Source organism: Streptomyces sp. Ncost-T10-10d (assembly GCF_900091955.1).
Classification (GTDB): Bacteria; Actinomycetota; Actinomycetes; order Streptomycetales; family Streptomycetaceae; genus Streptomyces.
The window spans coordinates 1-18,883 of sequence record NZ_FMDF01000182.1 but is presented as its reverse complement, the minus strand read 5'-3'; the positions used below and the strand labels follow the sequence as shown (position 1 = coordinate 18,883).

The 18,883-nt window shown below is 69.2% G+C and carries 12 protein-coding genes; 3 read left to right on the top strand and 9 right to left on the bottom strand.

The features are described from left to right. The first annotated feature begins 70 nt into the window (after positions 1-70). From GA0115254_RS32630 to GA0115254_RS32620, 3 genes are all read left to right on the top strand, one after another. Complete coding sequence (locus GA0115254_RS32630) at positions 71-4,753, top strand: Lhr family helicase (RefSeq protein WP_093898875.1); 4,683 nt, start codon at positions 71-73, stop codon at positions 4,751-4,753. Between the two features lie 105 nt (positions 4,754-4,858). Continuing rightward, positions 4,859-5,659 carry a DNA-formamidopyrimidine glycosylase family protein gene (locus tag GA0115254_RS32625; RefSeq protein WP_093898874.1) on the top strand — a complete coding sequence of 267 codons (801 nt, stop codon included), beginning with the start codon at positions 4,859-4,861 and terminating at the stop codon, positions 5,657-5,659. Positions 5,660-5,695: 36 nt separating this feature from the next. Then, complete coding sequence (locus tag GA0115254_RS32620) at positions 5,696-6,460, top strand: SDR family NAD(P)-dependent oxidoreductase (protein WP_093898873.1); 765 nt, start codon at positions 5,696-5,698, stop codon at positions 6,458-6,460. On the opposite strand, the gene GA0115254_RS47940 is transcribed toward GA0115254_RS32620, so the two are convergent. The 9 genes from GA0115254_RS47940 to GA0115254_RS32575 all read right to left on the bottom strand — a co-directional run. Further along, positions 6,408-6,785: a hypothetical protein gene (locus tag GA0115254_RS47940; protein WP_093898872.1), complete on the bottom strand. Its 378-nt coding sequence runs from the start codon at positions 6,783-6,785 to the stop codon at positions 6,408-6,410. The genes GA0115254_RS32620 and GA0115254_RS47940 overlap by 53 nt on opposite strands. A gap of 384 nt (positions 6,786-7,169) precedes the next feature. Beyond that, entirely contained in the window at positions 7,170-7,553 is a 384-nt protein-coding gene (locus GA0115254_RS32610) for a helix-turn-helix domain-containing protein (protein WP_018105285.1), read from the bottom strand. A gap of 109 nt (positions 7,554-7,662) precedes the next feature. Then, the gene (locus tag GA0115254_RS32605) at positions 7,663-8,172 is read right to left on the bottom strand and encodes a CinA family protein (protein ID WP_093898871.1); all 510 of its coding nucleotides are present in this window, start codon (positions 8,170-8,172) and stop codon (positions 7,663-7,665) included. After that, complete coding sequence (pgsA, locus tag GA0115254_RS32600) at positions 8,126-8,980, bottom strand: CDP-diacylglycerol--glycerol-3-phosphate 3-phosphatidyltransferase (protein WP_370740981.1); 855 nt, start codon at positions 8,978-8,980, stop codon at positions 8,126-8,128. Before pgsA ends, GA0115254_RS32605 begins: the two co-directional genes overlap by 47 nt. Then, on the bottom strand, positions 8,977-10,452 hold the full coding sequence (gene rimO, locus GA0115254_RS32595) for a 30S ribosomal protein S12 methylthiotransferase RimO (RefSeq protein WP_093898870.1): 1,476 nt from the start codon (positions 10,450-10,452) through the stop codon (positions 8,977-8,979). The genes pgsA and rimO overlap by 4 nt, the downstream gene beginning before the upstream one ends. A gap of 143 nt (positions 10,453-10,595) precedes the next feature. After that, positions 10,596-11,396 carry a helix-turn-helix domain-containing protein gene (locus GA0115254_RS32590; protein WP_093898869.1) on the bottom strand — a complete coding sequence of 267 codons (801 nt, stop codon included), beginning with the start codon at positions 11,394-11,396 and terminating at the stop codon, positions 10,596-10,598. Positions 11,397-11,600: 204 nt separating this feature from the next. Further along, positions 11,601-14,381, bottom strand: coding sequence for a DNA translocase FtsK (locus tag GA0115254_RS32585; protein ID WP_093899043.1), 2,781 nt, complete (start codon positions 14,379-14,381; stop codon positions 11,601-11,603). Between the two features lie 252 nt (positions 14,382-14,633). Further along, positions 14,634-15,311 (bottom strand): response regulator, encoded by a 678-nt coding sequence (locus GA0115254_RS32580; RefSeq protein WP_093898868.1) that lies wholly within the window; start codon positions 15,309-15,311, stop codon positions 14,634-14,636. Positions 15,312-15,555: 244 nt separating this feature from the next. After that, on the bottom strand, positions 15,556-18,883 hold a 3,328-nt coding region (locus tag GA0115254_RS32575), incomplete at its 5' end, for a HAMP domain-containing protein (protein ID WP_141720954.1).

The window sequence follows — 18,883 nt, the reverse complement described above, 5'->3', positions numbered from 1 at the left end:
CGCAGCTCCCCGGCGAGGTCGCCGATGGCCGTCACAGCCGTTGTCAGTGCCGGGGTGCACGATGGGGGACATGGCCGGCTCTGCGCTCGACTCGTTCTCCCCTGCGACCCGCAGCTGGTTCGCGGGTGCCTTCAGCGCGCCCACCGCCGCGCAGGAAGGCGCCTGGCGCGCGATCGGCGAGGGCTCGGACGTGCTGGTCGTCGCGCCGACCGGCTCCGGCAAGACGCTGGCCGCGTTCCTCGCCGCGCTGGACGGTCTTGCGTCCGTCCCGCCGCCCGCCGAGGCGAAGAAGCGCTGCCGCGTGCTGTACGTGTCGCCCCTCAAGGCCCTCGCGGTCGATGTCGAGCGCAATCTCCGCTCACCGCTGACCGGCATCCGCCAGGAGTCGGTGCGTCTCGGGCTGCCCGAGCCCGAGGTCCGGGTGGGAATCCGCTCCGGCGACACCCCGCCCGCCGAGCGCCGCTCGATGGCGACCCGGCCACCGGACATCCTGATCACCACGCCCGAATCACTGTTCCTGATGCTGACCTCATCCGCCCGGGAGGCGCTGTCCGGCATCGAGACGGTGATTCTCGACGAAGTGCATGCCGTGGCGGGTACGAAGCGGGGCGCCCATCTCGCCGTATCGCTGGAACGTCTCGACGAGCTGCTGCCGCGGCCCGCACGGCGGATCGGCCTGTCTGCGACGGTCCGTCCGGTCGACGAGGTGGCGCGCTTCCTCTCACCGCAGCGGAAGGTGGAGATCGTCCAGCCGCCGTCCACCAAGCGGTTCGACCTGTCGGTGGTCGTGCCGGTCGAGGATCTGGGCGAACTCGGCGGCTCCCCCGCCACGGACACGGACCAGGCGGGCCAGGCGGACAAGCCGTCGATCTGGCCCCATGTCGAGGAACGCATCGTCGATCTCGTCCAGGAGCATCGCTCCACCATCGTCTTCGCCAATTCCCGCCGCCTCGCGGAGCGGCTCTGCAACCGGCTCAACGAGATCGCGTACGAGCGGGCCACCGGCACTGTGCTCGACGAACACGGCTCCGCCACGAGGCTGCCGGAAGCACACTCCCCGGCCGAGATCATGGCCCAGTCCGGCGCGGCGAAGGGCGCTCCCGCGCTCCTCGCCCGTGCACACCACGGTTCGGTTTCCAAGGAACAGCGCGCCCAGGTCGAGGAGGACCTCAAGGCGGGCCGGCTGCCGGCCGTGGTCGCCACCTCCAGTCTGGAGCTGGGCATCGACATGGGGGCGGTCGATCTGGTCGTCCAGGTGGAGTCGCCGCCGTCGGTCGCCTCCGGACTGCAACGGGTCGGCCGGGCCGGGCACCAGGTCGGTGCGGTCTCCACCGGAGTGGTCTTCCCGAAGTACCGGGGCGATCTGGTGCAGGCTGCCGTGGTCACCGAGCGGATGCGCGAGGGGTCCATCGAGGCGCTCCGGATCCCGTCCAACCCCTTGGATGTGCTGGCCCAGCAGCTCGTCGCCATGGTCGCCCTGGACACGTGGCAGGTGGATGATCTACTGGCTGTGACGCGTCGCGCGGCCCCCTTCGCCTCGCTCCCGGAGTCGGCATTCACGGCCGTTCTGGACATGCTCGCCGGACGTTATCCGTCCGATGCTTTTGCCGAGCTGCGCCCGCGTGTGGTCTGGGACCGGGTGGCCGGTACGGTCACGGGCCGCCCCGGCGCCCAGCGACTCGCCGTCACCTCCGGCGGGACCATCCCCGACCGCGGGCTCTTCGGGGTCTTTCTCGCCGGCGCCGACCCCAAGAAGGGCGGCGGCCGGGTGGGCGAGCTGGACGAGGAGATGGTGTACGAGTCCCGGGTGGGCGACGTCTTCACGCTGGGCACCACGTCCTGGCGAATCGAAGACATCACCCGCGACCGGGTCCTGGTGTCGCCCGCCCCCGGCGTTCCCGGCCGACTGCCGTTCTGGAAGGGCGATCAACTGGGCCGTCCGCTGGAGCTGGGGCGTGCGCTCGGCGCGTTCCTCCGCGAGATCGGCGGACTGTCCCAGGAAGCTGCCCGGCAGCGTCTGCTCGCCGCCGGTCTCGACATCTGGGCCGCCGACAACACCCTGTCGTACATCGACGAACAGCGCCGCGCCTGCGGTCACGTACCGGACGACCGGACCATCCTCGTCGAGCGTTTCCGTGACGAGCTGGGTGACTGGCGGGTAGTCGTCCACTCCCCGTTCGGCGCGCAAGTACATGCCCCGTGGGCGCTGGCGCTGAATGCCCGCCTCGCCGAGCGGTACGGCATGGACGCCCAGGTGATGCATGCCGACGACGGCATAGTGCTGCGGCTGCCCGACGCAGACCTGATGGGCCTGGACCTCCTGGACTTCGATCCGGCGCAGGACCCGGCCCAGGCTCCGGCACCGTTGCCGGGCCTCTCGTACGACAGCGGACAACCGCCGGTCGGCGCTGCGGACGTGACCTTCGACCAGGGCGAGATCAACCAGATCGTCACCGACCAGGTAGGCGGATCAGCCCTGTTCGCCTCGCGGTTCCGCGAATGCGCGGCGCGCGCCCTGCTGCTGCCGCGACGCAGCCCCGGCAAGCGCACCCCGCTGTGGCAGCAGCGCCAACGCGCCGCACAACTCCTCCAGGTCGCCTCCGAGTTCGGCTCCTTCCCCATCGTTCTGGAAGCGGTCCGCGAATGCCTCCAGGATGTCTTCGACGTCCCCGGGCTGAGGGAGCTCATGGGCGACCTCGAAGCACGCCGTGTCCGGCTGGTCGAGGTGACCACCCCGGAGCCCTCGCCCTTCGCCCGCTCGCTCCTGTTCGGCTATGTCGCCCAGTTCCTGTACGAGGGCGACTCGCCCCTCGCCGAGCGGCGGGCCGCCGCCCTCTCCCTCGACTCCCACCTCCTGGCCGAGCTCCTCGGCCAGGCAGAACTGCGCGAACTGCTCGACGCCGATGTCCTGACCGAGCTGACGCAGGAACTCCAGTGGATGACCGAGGACCGCCGGATCAAGGACATCGAAGGGGTCGCCGATCTCCTTCGGGTCCTCGGTCCGCTCACCGACGCGGAGTTGGCCGAGCGCGGCGCCCAGAGGCCCTGGGCTCCGGAGCTGGCCGCCGCCCGCCGCGCCATCCAGGTCCGGATCGGGGGAGCGGACCACTGGGCCGCGGTCGAGGACGCGGGACGGCTGCGCGACGCACTGGGCACCGCTCTCCCGGTGGGTGTCCCCGAGGCTTTCACCGAACCGGTGAAGGACCCGCTCGGCGATCTCCTCGCCCGATACGCGCGTACGCACGGCCCGTTCACCTCCACCGAGGCCGCCACCCGTTTCGGCCTCGGCACCGCTGTCACGGACGGCGCGCTGCAGCGGCTCGCCGCGACCGGCCGGATCGTCCAGGGCGAGTTCCACCCCGCCGGCATCGGCCAGGAGTGGTGCGACGCCACCGTGCTGCGCCGGCTGCGCCGCCGTTCGCTCGCCGCGCTCCGTCATGAGCTGGAGCCGGTCCCGCCGGCCGCCCTCGCCGGCTTCCTTCCGCAGTGGCAGCACGTGGGCCACAACAGCCTGCGCGGCATCGACGGACTGGCCCGCGCCATCGAGCAGTTGCAGGGTGCGCCCGTCCCGGCGTCGGCTTTGGAGAAACTGATCCTGCCGGGCCGGGTCACCGGCTACTCCCCCGCGCTGCTGGACGAGCTGACCACCACCGGCGAGGTCGTCTGGGCCGGTGCGGGTGCCCTTCCCGGCAAGGACGGCTGGCTGTCCCTCTACCTCGCCGACAGCGCGCCTCTGCTCCTCCCGCCCCCGCACCCGCTCGAACTGAGCGCATTGCACGAATCCGTCCTGACGGCTCTGACCGGCGGATACGGACTGTTCTTCCGGCAGATCGCCGACCACGTCCGCGCCACCACCCACCCGGACTGCACCGATCCGCAACTGGCCGATGCAGTCTGGGACCTGGCCTGGTCGGGACGGCTCACCAATGACACGCTCGCCCCGCTGCGTTCGCTCCTCGGCTCCGGCCGCACGGCAGGGTCGACCGCCCACCGCGCCAAACGGAGTGTCCCGCGCGGGCGTTACGGCTCACTCACCGCCGCCGCCCGGCCCGTGTCCCGCACCGGACCGCCTACTGTCTCGGGCCGCTGGTCCCTGCTGCCCGCCACCGAACCCGACCCCACGCACCGTGCGCACGCCCTGGCCCGCACGCTCCTCGACCGCCATGGGGTGGTGACCCGCGGCGCGGTCCAGGCCGAAGGCGTCGAGGGCGGCTTCTCCGCCACGTACCGCGTCCTCTCCGCCTTCGAGGACAACGGGCAGGCCCGGCGCGGCTATGTCGTCGAGGGCCTGGGAGCGGCCCAGTTCGCGATGGACGGCGCGGTCGACCGGCTGCGTGCCACGTCCACCGCCCGCGACCGTACGGAGCCGGGCGCCGCACCCCACGCCCTGGTCCTCGCCGCGGCGGACCCCGCCAATGCTTATGGCGCGGCGCTGCCCTGGCCCGAGCCTCCGGACGGCGCCGGGCACAAGCCCGGCCGCAAGGCAGGTGCCCTGGTGGTACTGGTCGACGGCGAACTGGCGATGTACATGGAGCGTGGCGGCAAGACGCTGCTGGCCTGGCCCACCGACCCGGAGGACCCGGCACTTCTTGCGGCAGCCGGAGCACTGGCGGCAGCCGCCCGTACGGGGGCGCTCGGCACAGTCACGGTGGAGCGCACCAACGGCGCCTCGTCCTTGACCTCCCCGCTCGGCCGCACACTGGAGGCGGCCGGATTCCTGGCCACCCCGAGGGGACTGCGCCTGCGCGCCTGAACAACCCGTACACCTCACGCCTCGTACGCCGCTCCGACGGCCCCCAACACCACCCCGCGCCGCACAGCACGCCACACTCCCCATCCGACCCCGCATCATGGAGGCATGCCCGAAGGAGACACCGTCCTGCAGACCGCCAATCGTCTGGACACCGCACTCGCCGGCCGGGTCCTCACCCACTCCGACCTGCGCGTCCCCCGGTTGGCCACCGCCGACCTCACCGGCCGGACGGTTCTGGACGTCACCTCGCGCGGCAAGCATCTCCTCACCCGTATCGAGGGCGGCCTGACCCTCCACAGCCATCTGCGGATGGACGGCGCCTGGCGCATCTATGCTCCGGGCGAGCGCTGGCGCGGCGGCCCTGCCCACCAGATCCGCGCCGTGCTCGCCAACGCGGAACACACCGCCGTCGGCTACCGGCTCCCCGTCCTCGAACTCCTCCGCACCCGGGACGAGGAGAAGGCGGTCGGTCATCTCGGTCCCGATCTGCTGGGCCCCGACTGGAACGCCGAGACCGCTCTGCGCAATCTGCTCACCGATCCCGCCCGCCCCCTGGGTGAGGCCCTCCTGGACCAGCGCAACCTGGCCGGAATCGGCAACATCTACAAGGCCGAGCTCTGCTTCCTGGCCCGTGCGACCCCTTGGCTCCCCATCGGCGACCTGGCCGCCCCCACCGCTGCCCGTCTTGTCACCACGGCCAAACAGCTTCTCGAAGCCAACCGAGACCGCCCCATGCGCACGACCACCAGCGCAGCGCCCCGCGGGTACGGCGCGAACGAACGGCTCTGGGTCTACGGCAGGACGAACCGCCCCTGCCTGCGCTGCGGCACACCCATCCGCACAGCCGATCAGGACGCCCGTCCCACCTACTGGTGCCCGCGCTGCCAATCGGGCCCCACACACTAGTTGACGATCCGTCAGACACGGTCGTACCGTCCGGTCATGCCCCTTACCGCGTACGACCTCACGGGCCGCTCCGCGTTCGTCACCGGCGCGGCGGGTGGCATCGGCCGCGCGGGCGCCATCCTGCTCGCAGCGGCGGGAGCCACCGTGCATTGCGCGGACCGCGACGAGAAGGGCCTGCTGGAGACCCGGGACCTGATCGCCGAAGCGGGTGGCACATCCCGCATCCACACCCTCGATGTCACCGACCACAGCCGGATCAAGGCCGCGGTGGCCGCCGCGGGCAACCTCGACATCCTGGCCGCCGTAGCCGGAATCATGCATACGAGCAGCGTCCTGGAGACCGCGGACGACGACCTCGATCGCGTCCTCTCGGTCAATTTCAAGGGCGTTCTGTACGCCTGTCAGGAAGTTGCACGCAGCATGATCGCGCGCGGCACACCCGGCTCACTGATCACCATGGCCTCGGGAGCGGTCGACGCCGCGAGCCCCGGGCTGCTCTGCTACAGCGCGGCCAAGGCGGCAGTCGTCCAGCTGACGAAGACCCTCGCAACCGAGCTGGGGCCTCATTCCATCCGCGTCAACGCCGTCGCCCCGGGCTGGATCCGTACGCCCATGACCGCCCGCCACGACGCGGAACAACAACAACGGGCGGAGGCCACGATGGCGCGGATTTCCCCGCTCGGCCGGGTAGGTGAACCCGAGGACGTCGCCCACACCCTGGTCTATCTGGCATCCGATGCGTCGGCCTTCATGACCGGTCAGATTCTCCGCCCGAACGGCGGCGTAGCCATGCCCTGGTAGTCCGCCAGGCCCGGCCACCGCACCGCATCCCAACAGCAAACCATCGATTCACGGACCGCATCCCAAGTGCGGACCACCGCCCCAGGCACCGCGTCCCGGTGTCGGACCACCAACCCGCACACCGCATCCCGAGTGCGGACCACCGCCCCGCCCCCGTCGGCCCAGCAGTCGCGGCCACATGCACGGGCAGGAGGCTCAGCCCCCATCCGCCCGCCGCCACCGCACCCTCGACAAGCCCCGCATGGGCCGGTTCCAGCACGAGCCGCAGCACGGCCCACCACCACACCCCGCCGAGAACGAGCGCCGGCACCCATCGCCGTACCATGGCTGCCTCCTCCGGCCGAACCTAGTCCGGCCCGCTCGCCCGGCGGGAGGGCGCACCGATGCACCACCGGCGCGCAGTGCGCTGCCGCAGACCGTTGTGCGCTCTCCGCCCGGAACATCCGGGCTTGCTCCGGATCGCGGCTCCACCCGGGCCAGAGGCACTCAGGCACCCCGGCGCAGGCCGCATCGAAGCACGTCAGGCCACGTCAGACCATGTCGGGCCGCCCGTGATCCTCCTGATCAATGCTTCTTACTCGCAGTCTCACCCAGACACTCCGCAGCCGCATCCAGAACGGACCACGCCCACCCACCCCGGACCACGCAGAAGCCCCGGCCGCCCCTTGAGGGGCCGACCGGGGCTCCGGTTCACACCGGACCTCGCGGGTCAGGCGGCGACGACATCCACCGCTTCCGCGGGCGCCTTGATGGTCACCCGTCCCGTCGGCACACCTGCCACCGACGTCACGGAGACGGAATTGAGCATGGGACGTACCGGCACAGGCACCGGATCGCTGGCTGCTGCCGACTCGGCCAGTTCGGCCAGCGACAGCTCATCGCTCACTTCACGCATGAGCTCGGACATCCGTACGTCAAGCGCGTCGCAAATAGCGGAGAGCAGCTCGGAGGATGCCTCCTTCTGCCCCCGCTCCACCTCGGAGAGATAGCCGAGCGAGACTCGGGCGGACGAGGAGACTTCGCGCAGAGTACGGCCTTGGCGCTGGCGCTGCCGACGCAGCACGTCACCAAGCAGGCGACGGAGCAGAATCATCGGTGGCTCCCTCCTCGGACCGCGTAGCCGCATCCTTCACGCCCCACCGTACCGCCTTGCGCCGCGGCCGTGCGGGGAGCGATGTCGTGTTCACTCAGGGCTGCAAACATCAATTCCCCCCGTTCTGTTCCGTATCCTGTGCGCTTGCATTCTTGCCGAGTTCGGCGGAGAGCAAGGCCAGCACGCTCCGTACACTCTCTCTACGGATGTCCGCACGCCCGCCGTTCAACCGCAGCGCGCTCACATTCTCCGCGCCGTCCGGCCCGGCCACCGCAACATAGACCGTGCCGACGGGTTTGCCGTCCTGCGGCTCGGGGCCCGCAACGCCGGTGGTGGCCATACCCCAGTCTGCCCCGAGAACGCGGCGCACACCTGCCGCCATCTGCCGCGCCACCTCCGGGTCGACCGCACCACGCTCCGCCAGGAGGACGCCGTCGACACCCAGCAGATCCCGCTTCAGGGGCGTTGCGTACGCCGTCACGGACCCGCGGAAGGAGTTCGAGGCACCCGGTACGGAGGTCAGCTCCGCCGCGACCAGACCGCCGGTCAGCGACTCGGCGACGGCAAGAGTCTCACCGCGCGCCACGAGCAGCTCCAGCACCCGGGCCGCGGCAGTCACCGCTCGGCCTCCGCCGAACCACGGGCACCCGAGGCCCCGGAGACCGGCTCCGCACCCTCAGCGGCCCCGGACACCCCAGGCCCCGCTGATACCGCGGAAGGCCCCGCAGGTACCGCGGACGCCCCAGCGGCTCCGGCCCCCCAGCAGCCTCCTCCGCGGCAGTCCGCTCGGCCGCGAGCCCCTGGCGTCGCAGCACGACGGCCTGGCGCACATAGTCGAGCCCCGTGACGACCGTCAGCACGACGGCCACCGCCATCACCCAGAAGCGCAGGGTGGCAAGTGGACCGGTCAGCGCCAGGACGTACATCCCGACAGCCGTCCCCTGCGCCAGAGTCTTCATCTTCCCGCCGCGACTGGCCGGAATTACCGCGTGCCGTATCACCCAGAACCGCATCAGTGTGATGCCGATCTCGCGGAAGAGGATCACACCCGTGACCCACCAGGGCAGATCACCGAGATACGACAGACAGATCAGCGCCGCACCCATGATCGCCTTGTCCGCGATCGGGTCGGCGATCTTCCCGAAGTCGGTGACCAGGTTGTATGTGCGCGCGAGATGACCGTCGAACAGGTCGGTGATCATGGCGATGGCGAACGCCGCCCAGGCGAACGACCGCCAGGCCGGGTCGTAGCCGCCGTTGTGCAGGAGCAGCATCACGAAGCCGGGCACCAGCACCAGCCGCAGCATGGTGAGCAGATTGGCGATGTTCCACAGGCTGGCCTGGTTGACGGCCGCAGTACCCAGCTTGCCGCCGCGGACCGGCTTCGCGCCGGAGCCGCCTGCCGCGGATGCCGGGACTCCCGTCATCTGGCCGCCTCCACGACTTCGGAACACTCGGCCACCAGGTCCACTCCTTCGGTGCCCACAACCTTTGCCTCGACCATACGGCCGGGCACGAGGCCCTCGCGTGCGGTGAAGAGCACCTGGCCGTCCGTTTCGGGGGCCTGGTGCGCCGCGCGCCCCACCGCACCGTCCTCTTCGTCCACGGACTCGACCAGCACCTGCAGGGACTCGCCCAGGCGCTCCTCGGCGCGCTGCGAGGTCAGTTCCTCGGCCAGCTGCGAGATATGCGCGAGCCGCTCCGCGATGACGTCGGCGTCCAGCTTGTTCTCGTAACCGACCGCCTCGGTGCCCTCCTCGTCGGAGTAGCCGAAGACGCCGATGGCATCGAGCCTGGCGCCGGTGAGGAAGCGCTCCAGCTCCGCCAGGTCGGCCTCGGTCTCCCCGGGGAAGCCCACGATGAAGTTGGAGCGGGCACCGGCCTGCGGCGCCTTGCCACGGATGGTGTCCAGGAGCTCCAGGAAGCGATCGGTGTCACCGAAGCGGCGCATCGCCCGCAGCACGCCGGGGGCCGAGTGCTGGAAGGACAGGTCGAAGTACGGGGCGACCTTCGGGGTCGAGGTCAGTACGTCGATGAGGCCCGGCCGCATCTCCGCCGGCTGCAGATAGCTGACCCGGATCCGCTCGATCCCCTCGACGTCGGCGAGCTCCGGCAGCAGCGTCTCGAGCAGCCGGATGTCGCCGAGGTCCTTGCCGTACGAGGTGTTGTTCTCGGAGACCAGCATGACCTCCTTCACGCCCTGCTCGGCCAGCCAGCGGGTCTCTCCCAGCACGTCCGACGGGCGCCGCGAGATGAAGGAGCCGCGGAAGGAGGGGATGGCGCAGAAGGAGCAGCGGCGGTCGCAGCCGGAGGCGAGCTTCACCGAGGCGACGGGGCTGGTGCCCAGCCGGCGGCGCAGGGGCGCCCGCGGCCCGGAGACCGGAGCGACTCCGTCCGGGAGGTCCTCGGGAGCGGGGGCCGGTGCGGCCTCCTGCGCGTGCCCCGGCAGGGCCACGGCGGCGTCCTGCCGCTCGGCCGGGCTGATCGGCAGGAGCTTGCGACGGTCGCGCGGGGTGTGCGAGGCGTGGATGCCACCGTTGAGGATGGTCTGAAGGCGGTCGGAGATGTCGGCGTAGTCGTCGAATCCGAGGACGCCATCCGCCTCGGGCAGGGCCTCGGCGAGGTCCTTGCCGTAGCGCTCGGCCATGCAGCCGACGGCGACCACGGCCTGGGTCCTGCCGTGGTCCTTCAGATCATTGGCTTCGAGCAGGGCATCGACGGAGTCCTTCTTGGCGGCCTCGACGAATCCACAGGTGTTGACGACTGCGACGTCCGCGTCGGAGGCATCCTCGACGAGCTCCCAGCCGTCCGCTGCCAAGCGGCCTGCGAGCTCCTCCGAGTCCACCTCGTTACGGGCGCAGCCAAGAGTGACAAGGGCGACGGTACGGCGTTCGGGCATGGGCTCAAGACTACTTTGTCCCGGCACTCGCCCTGCCGTGCAGGGTTCCGCCGTCACACCGAGTGACAAAGCGGCGAGCGCCCGGCAGGATTGCCGGGCGCTCGCCGTGTGCTGATGCCGCTTGAGTGACGTGCGTGTACGGGTCAGCCGACCGCCGGGTCGCCCTTCGTGTACGAGAGCCGCTCGACCTGGCCCGGCTGGAACTTGTCCTCGACCTTCTTGCCGTTCACGAAGAGCTCGATGGACCCGGCGTCGCCGAGGACGAGGTCGACCCGCTCCTGGTCCTGGAAGGTCTTGGACTGGCCCTGCAGCAGCAGCCCGTCGAAGAGCAGCCGCCCGTTGTGGTCCTTGGCGGAGATCCAGCTCTTGCCCTGGCTGGCGCTGAGCTTCACCGTCACCTTGTCCCTGGGTGCCGCGGCGATGGCACTGTCGGAGGGCTGCGGCTTGGGGTCGACGGGCTTGTCGGTCTTCGGCTTGGGGCTCTTCGTGTTGGGCGTCGAGCCCTCCGCGACCTGTGTGGTCGGGGAGCTGTCGTCGCCGCCCTTGAAGAAGGTGAAGCCGACGAAACCGACGACAGCGACGATCGCGGCGACCATGGCCGCCGTCCAGTTGGGCCGACGGGGTTCGGAACGGATTCTCTCGGCCTCGAACAGCGGCGCCGCGGGTGTGGGCGCGGGACGGCCGCCGTGCTCGGCGTCGTACTGCGAAACCAGCCGTTCCGGATCGGTCCCGACGGCACGCGCCAAGGTACGGATATGGCCGCGCGCATACACGTCGCCGCCACAGCGGGAGAAGTCGTCCTCTTCGATCGCGTGCACGATGGGGATGCGCACCCGGGTGGACGAACTGATCTCTTCGACCGTGAGACCTGCGGCGATACGAGCCTGCTGGAGCACTCGACCGATCGAAGGCCGGTCGTCTTCGGGGGAGTTGCCGATGGACACGGGGGCGCCTTTCGAGCGTGAGCCACCTGCTGGGTGTTCAGTCTAGGGGGGGTACGAAAGGGTGGGGCAACCGGGAGGAAGGACTTTGTACGCCATCAGACTCGAACGCCGTCCGATTCTCTGGGCCACCCCGAGAAGGACAATCTTGCCGCCCCTCCCTTCAACTTGACGTACGACCCGACGAAACGGTTGCCCGTACTTCTCCTACGAAGCGGTTTCCCCGCGGATCAATGCCAACACCCCGTCCAGCTCGTCCGGTTTCACCATGACGTCGCGCGCCTTGGATCCCTCGCTCGGCCCGACGATGTTCCTCGACTCCATCAGGTCCATCAGCCGGCCGGCCTTGGCGAAGCCGACCCGCAGCTTGCGCTGAAGCATCGAGGTGGACCCGAACTGGGTGGAGACGACGAGTTCGGCGGCCTGGCAGAGCAGATCCAGGTCGTCGCCGATGTCCTCGTCGATCTCCTTCTTCTTGGCGGTACCGACCACCACGTCCTCGCGGAAGACCGGCGCCATCTGATCCTTGCAGTGCTGGACGATGGCCGCGACCTCGTCCTCGGTGACGAAGGCACCCTGCATACGGGTGGGCTTGTTGGCCCCCATCGGCAGGAACAGACCGTCACCCTTTCCGATGAGCTTCTCGGCGCCGGGCTGGTCGAGGATGACGCGGCTGTCGGCCAGCGAAGACGTCGCGAAGGCGAGCCGGGAGGGCACATTCGCCTTGATCAGACCGGTGACGACGTCGACCGAGGGCCGCTGGGTCGCGAGCACCAGGTGGATACCGGCAGCGCGGGCCAGTTGGGTGATACGGACGATGGCGTCCTCCACATCGCGGGGAGCGACCATCATCAGGTCGGCCAGCTCATCGACGATCACCAGCAGATACGGGTACGGCGAGAGCTCGCGCTCACTGCCCTCCGGCGGCTTGACCTTGCCGTTGCGTACGGCCTGGTTGAAGTCGTCGATGTGCCGGTACCCGAACGCGGCGAGGTCGTCGTACCTGAGGTCCATCTCCCGCACGACCCACTGGAGGGCCTCGGCGGCGCGCTTGGGATTGGTGATGATCGGCGTGATCAGGTGCGGGATGCCCTCGTACGCGGTCAGCTCGACCCGCTTGGGGTCGACCAGCACCATCCGTACGTCGTCCGGCGTCGCCCGCACCATGACCGAGGTGATCAGACAGTTGATGCAGGACGACTTGCCGGAACCGGTCGCACCGGCCACCAGCACGTGCGGCATCTTCGCCAGGTTGGCCATCACATATCCGCCCTCGACGTCCTTGCCGAGCGCGACCAGCATCGGATGGTCGTCCTCGGCGGCGTCCGCGAGGCGCAGCACATCGCCGAGGTTGACCATCTCCCGGTCGGTGTTGGGGATCTCGATGCCGACCGCCGACTTGCCCGGGATCGGGGAGATGATCCGGACGTCGGGACTGGCGACTGCGTATGCGATGTTCTTGGCGAGCGCGGTGATCCGCTCGACCTTCACCGCGGGGCCGAGCTCCACCTCGTACCGCGTGACCGTGGGTCCGCGGGTGAAGCCCGTGACGGCGGCGTCGACCTTGAACTCGGTGAAGACGTTCGTCAGGGACGCGACGATCGCGTCGTTGGCGGCGCTGCGGGTCTTGCCGGGCCCGCCGCGTTCCAGCAGGTCGAGCGAGGGCAGTGAGTACGTGATGTCGCCGGACAGCTGCAGCTGTTCGGCGCGGGCGGGCAACGGCTGGGACTGCGACCGGTCGGGCGCGGGCTTCGTCAGATCAGGTACGCCGCCGGAGGGCACCACCCCCCTCTCCGGCTTCCCTCCCCCGCCGGCGGGTTCGCCCTCCCTGGCACCCGGCACCGGCGTGCCCGGGCGTTCGCGTTCGACGGAGACACCCTGGGTGAGGTCGGCGACGATCGGCGAGGGAGGCATGCCGTTGAGCACGGCCCCGTCGAGCGCGGCGGCCGCGGCGGCCGCGACATCCACCGCGTCCATGGTGCGGTTCATCCTGGGCTGCACGGAGGGCCTGCGCGGCCGGCTGCGCTTGGAGAGCGCGTCGGCCTCCGCCTGGTCGGGGTCGTACTCCGCGGGCGCTTCCGAGCGGCGTGCGGAGGAGCGGCGGGAGCGGGCGGGCAGCGCCTCGCGCCACTGCTCGTCGTAGCGCTCGTCGTCGCTCTCCTCGTCCGCGTCGGGGTCGTACACCGGGTCGAGGATGCCCAGCTTGGTGCCGAGCAGCCGGAGCCGTTGCGGAATGGCGTTCACCGGGGTGGCGGTGACGACCAACAGTCCGAAGACGGTGAGCAGGAGCAGCAGCGGTACGGCGAGGACCTCGCCCATCGTGTAGACCAGCGGTTTGGATGCCGCCCAGCCGATGAGTCCGCCCGCGTTCTGCATCGCCGTGGTGCCGTCTCCCCGGCCGGGCGATCCGCACGCGATGTGGACCTGTCCGAGCACCCCGATGACCAGGGCGGAGAGCCCGATGACGATGCGGCCGTTGGCCTCGGGCTTCTCCGGGTAGAGGATCAGCCGTACGGCGATGGCGCCGAGCAGTATCGGTACAAGCAGATCGAGCCGGCCGAAGGCTCCGGTGACGAGCATCTCGACGAGGTCGCCGACGGGCCCGCGCAGATTCGACCAGGTGCCCGCAGCGACGACCAGCGCGAGACCGAGCAGCAACAGCGCGATGCCGTCCTTGCGGTGCGCGGGATCGAGGCCCTTGGCGCCGCGCCCTATGCCACGGAACATCGCACCGACGGCGTGGGCCGCACCGAGCCAGACGGCGCGCGCCAGGCGGTACACACCGCCGGTGGGCGACGGTGCCGGTTTGGGCGCGGCCGCCTTTTTGGCCACCGCCTTCTTGGCGGGGGCCTTCTTCGCGGGCGCGGTCTTCTTCGCGGCGGTCTTCTTCGCGGGTGCGGCTTTCTTGGCCGGCCCCGCGGTACGGCCGACGCGCTTCGCGGTGCCCGCCGTGCCCTGGGAACCCTTGCCGGACGTACGTGAGGCCATGGTGCCGAGGTTACCGGTGTCGACGGCCGTGAACACGTGTGCCTGCCGCTTCACCCGACCGTGTCGCTGTACAGAGGCAGGAAACTGACGTGTCCTCACGCCGCCGCGCCGCTGGATGCCCCTGCTGCCGAACCGTCGAACGGCCGAGTCGGCACGGCAGTTGGGCCGGGCGTCCCGGCAACCGTCCGTCCCTCGACCTGAGGTCGAACCGCCGGACCGCTCCCCGCGATGGAGTGGCGGGGCAGTACGGGGCTACGAGGGAAGGACTGCCGCGCCGCTGCCGGTGCCGGGCTCCAGCGCGTCGAGCGCTCGGCGCAAGCCGGTCAGCTTGCGTTCCAGATGGGCGGCGGTGGCCACCGCCGCGGCGTCCGCCGACTCGTCGTCGAGTTGCTTGGAAAGCGCCTCGGCCTGCTCCTCGACGGCCGCGAGCCGCGCCGAGAGCTCGGCCAGCAGCCCTGCGGGCTCCTTCTCGTGGCCGGCGCTGCCGTTGGCATCGCCCTCCAGTTGGAGCCGAAGCAGCGCCGCCTGCTCGCGCAGTTTGCAGTTCTTCATGTAGAGCTCGACGAAGACCGAAACCTTGGCCCGAAGCACCCATGGATCGAACGGCTTCGAGATGTAGTCCACCGCGCCCGCCGCGTAACCCCTGAAGGTGTGATGCGGACCGTGATTGATCGCGGTGAGGAAGATGATCGGGATGTCACGGGTCCGTTCCCGCCGCTTGATGTGCGCGGCGGTTTCGAAACCGTCCATGCCCGGCATCTGGACGTCCAGCAGAATGACCGCAAAGTCGTCCGTGAGCAGCGCTTTGAGCGCTTCCTCCCCTGACGATGCCCGTACCAGTGTCTGATCGAGCGCAGAGAGGATGGCCTCCAGCGCCAGCAGATTCTCCGGCCGGTCATCGACCAGGAGGATCTTGGCCTTCTGCACCACGGCCCGCCCTCCTCGCCCCGGAATTGCACCGGGCGCCGCCCCAGGGGACGACTCCCTTACGCCGTCCGTCCTTGTGCCGGTCATGGTAGCCGCACCCCGCCCGTCACCACACCCTGTCACCGCGATGTCACTGTGCACACAACAGAAACGCGGTGGGGGACCAGAAGGTTCCCCGTACAGCGCCTTCTCACACCCCTGCGAGCACAGCCGCTCATCAACTCATCGCAATTCTCTCAGTTAATGATCACTCTCCGCGCATCCACTGCTCCATAACAGAAAGAAGATGATCGGGATCGACAGGCTTGGTGACATAGTCGGAAGCGCCGGATTCGATCGCCTTCTCCCGGTCCCCCTTCATGGCCTTCGCGGTCAGCGCGACGATCGGCAGCCCGGCGAACTGTGGCATCCTGCGGATCGCCGCCGTCGTGGCATAGCCGTCCATCTCCGGCATCATGATGTCCATCAGTACGACCGTCACATCGTCGTGCTGTTCCAGGACTTCGATGCCCACACGGCCGTTCTCCGCGTACAGGACCGAAAGACCGTGCTGCTCCAGCACGCTGGTGAGCGCGAAGACGTTACGGATGTCGTCGTCGACGATCAGCACCTTCTCGCCGTGGAACCGGAACGTCCTGCGGGCCTCCGGTTCCTCCTGCCCGGCAAGCGTCCACGGCTCCTGCGGAGCAGCCGGGGCGGCGACGCGGGACGGCAGCGCGGGCCGCCGCTCCGCGCTGCCCAGGGTGACGCGGCGACGCCGCATCAGCCCGACGGCACCCGCCGAATCGTGCGCGGTGGCTGTCGAGTCGGCGCCCGGACCGGGCTCCGGAAGCAGACCTTCCCCGACTGCGGCACCGTGTGCCTCGATGGGCCCAGGACCGATCTGCGGATAGCCCTGCGGCGGCAACTCGCTCGGGTGCAGCGGCAGATAGAGCGTGAACGTCGAGCCGCGGCCGGGCTCGCTCGCCGCGTGGATCTCGCCGCCCAGCAGCCGGGCGATCTCCCGGCTGATGGACAGGCCGAGCCCCGTACCGCCGTACTTGCGACTGGTCGTACCGTCCGCCTGCTTGAACGCCTCGAAGATCACCAGCATCTTGCTGGACGCGATCCCGATACCGGTGTCGGTGACCGAGAAGGCGATCAGATCGGCATCGGCATCACGCAGCGAGCCGGCCTCCAGAAGCTGCTCACGGATGGCGTTCGGAACATCCTCGTTGGCGTGCCGGATCACCAGCTCCACCGCCCCGCTGTCGGTGAACTTCACCGCGTTGGAAAGGAGGTTGCGCAGCACCTGGAGCAGCCGCTGCTCGTCCGTGTGCAGTGTGGCGGGCAGCTCCGGCGAGACCCGTACGGAGAAATCGAGCCCCTTCTCCGCGGTGAGCGGCCGGAATGTCGCCTCCACATAGTCGACCAGCTGGACAAGTGCGATCCGCGTCGGACTGACGTCCATCTTGCCCGCCTCGACCTTCGTCAGATCGAGGATGTCATTGATCAGCTGAAGCAGATCGGAACCGGCTCCATGGATCGTCTCGGCGAACTCCACCTGCTTCGGCGAGAGATTTCCCTCGGCGTTGTCCGCGAGCAACTTGGCCAGAATGAGCAGCGAGTTGAGCGGGGTACGCAACTCGTGCGACATGTTCGCCAGGAACTCCGATTTGTAACGCATCGAGACCGCGAGCTGCTCGGCGCGCTCCTCCAGGACCTGCCGGGCATCCTCGATCTCGGTGTTCTTGACCTCGATGTCCCGGTTCTGCTGGGCCAGCAGCTCGGCCTTCTCCTCCAGTTCGGCGTTGGAGGCCTGAAGTGCCTTCTGCCGGTTCTCCAGCTCCTGTGAACGGTCCCGCAATTGCTCTGCCAGTTCCTGCGACTGCTCAAGGAGCTTCTCGGTCTTCGTATTGACGCTGATGGTGTTGACGCTCGTCGCGATCATCTCGGCGAGCTGATTGAGGAAGTCCCGCTGGATATGGGTGAACGGCTGGAAGGAGGCCAGCTCGATCACACCGAGAACCTTCCCCTCGAAGAGCACCGGCAGCACGATCACATGCGCGGGCGGTGCCTCACCGAGCCCGGAGGAAATCTTCAGATAACCCGGCGGAACATTGTCCACCTGGATGGTCCGCTTCTCCTCCGCCGCCGTGCCGATGAGTGTCTCACCGGGCCGGAAGGATGTCGGCATCGATCCCGCCGAGTATCCGTAGCTGCCCCTCATACAGAGTTCGTACGAGCTGTCCTTGTCGCTGTCCGATCCCACCGCGTCGGTGTCACCGGTCGGCATGGCCAGGAAGAACGCACCGTGCTGCGCGGAGACGACCGGGGTCAGCTCGCTCATGATCAGCGAGGCCACGTCGTCGAGATCGCGCCGCCCCTGCATCAGACCGGAGATCCGGGCGAGATTGCCCTTCAGCCAGTCCTGCTCCTTGTTGGTAGCCGTGGTGTCACGCAGGTTGGCGATCATCGTATTGATGTTGTCCTGCAGGGCCTGGATCTCGCCGGCCGCGTCCACATCGATCTTGAGGTTGAGATCGCCACGGGTCACCGCGGTGGCGACGGCTGCGATGGCCCGCACCTGACGGGTGAGGTTCCCGGCCATCTCGTTCACGGACTCGGTGAGGTCGCGCCAGGTGCCGTCGACGTCCCGGACCCGGGCCTGGCCGCCCAGCTGCCCCTCCGTGCCCACCTCGCGGGCGACCCGGGTCACCTGCTCGGCGAACGAGGACAGCTGGTCGACCATCGTGTTGATGGTGTTCTTCAGCTCCTGGATCTCACCGCGGGCGTCGATGTCGATCTTCTTGGTGAGGTCGCCCTTGGCGATGGCCGTGGTGACCGTGGCGATCTGGCGCACCTGCCCGGTCAGATTGGACGCCATCGAGTTCACGGACTCGGTGAGGTCCTTCCACGTGCCGGAGACCCCCGGAACGCGTGCCTGGCCGCCCAGCTCACCTTCCGTGCCCACCTCGCGGGCGACTCGCGTCACCTCGTCGGCGAACGAGGACAGCGTCGTCACCATCGTGTTGACGGTGTCGGCGAGCTCGGCGACCTCGCCGCGCGCCTCGACGGTGACCTTCTTCGTCAGATCGCCGTTGGCGACCGCGGACGAGACCCTGGAGATGTTACGCACCTGACTGGTCAGGTTGTTGGCCATCAGGTTGACGTTGTCGCTCAGGTCCTTCCAGATGCCCGTCGCGCCGCGGACCCTGGCCTGACCGCCCAGGATGCCCTCGGTACCTACCTCGCGGGCGACCCGCGTCACCTCGTCGGCGAAGTTGAGCAGCTGGTCGACCATGGTGTTGACGGTCGTGACCAGTTCGAGGATCTCGCCCTTGGCGTCGACCGTGATCTTCTTGGAGAGATCGCCCTTGGCAACCGCTGTGGTGACCTCGGCGATGTTACGGACCTGCAGGGTCAGGTTGTTGGCCATGCCGTTGACGGACTGAGTGAGGTCCTTCCACGTGCCGGACACCCCCTGCACCTCGGCCTGGCCGCCGAGGATGCCTTCCGTACCCACTTCACGGGCGACCCGCGTCACCTGCTCGGCAAAGTTCGAGAGCTGGTCCACCATCGTGTTGAGGGTGTTC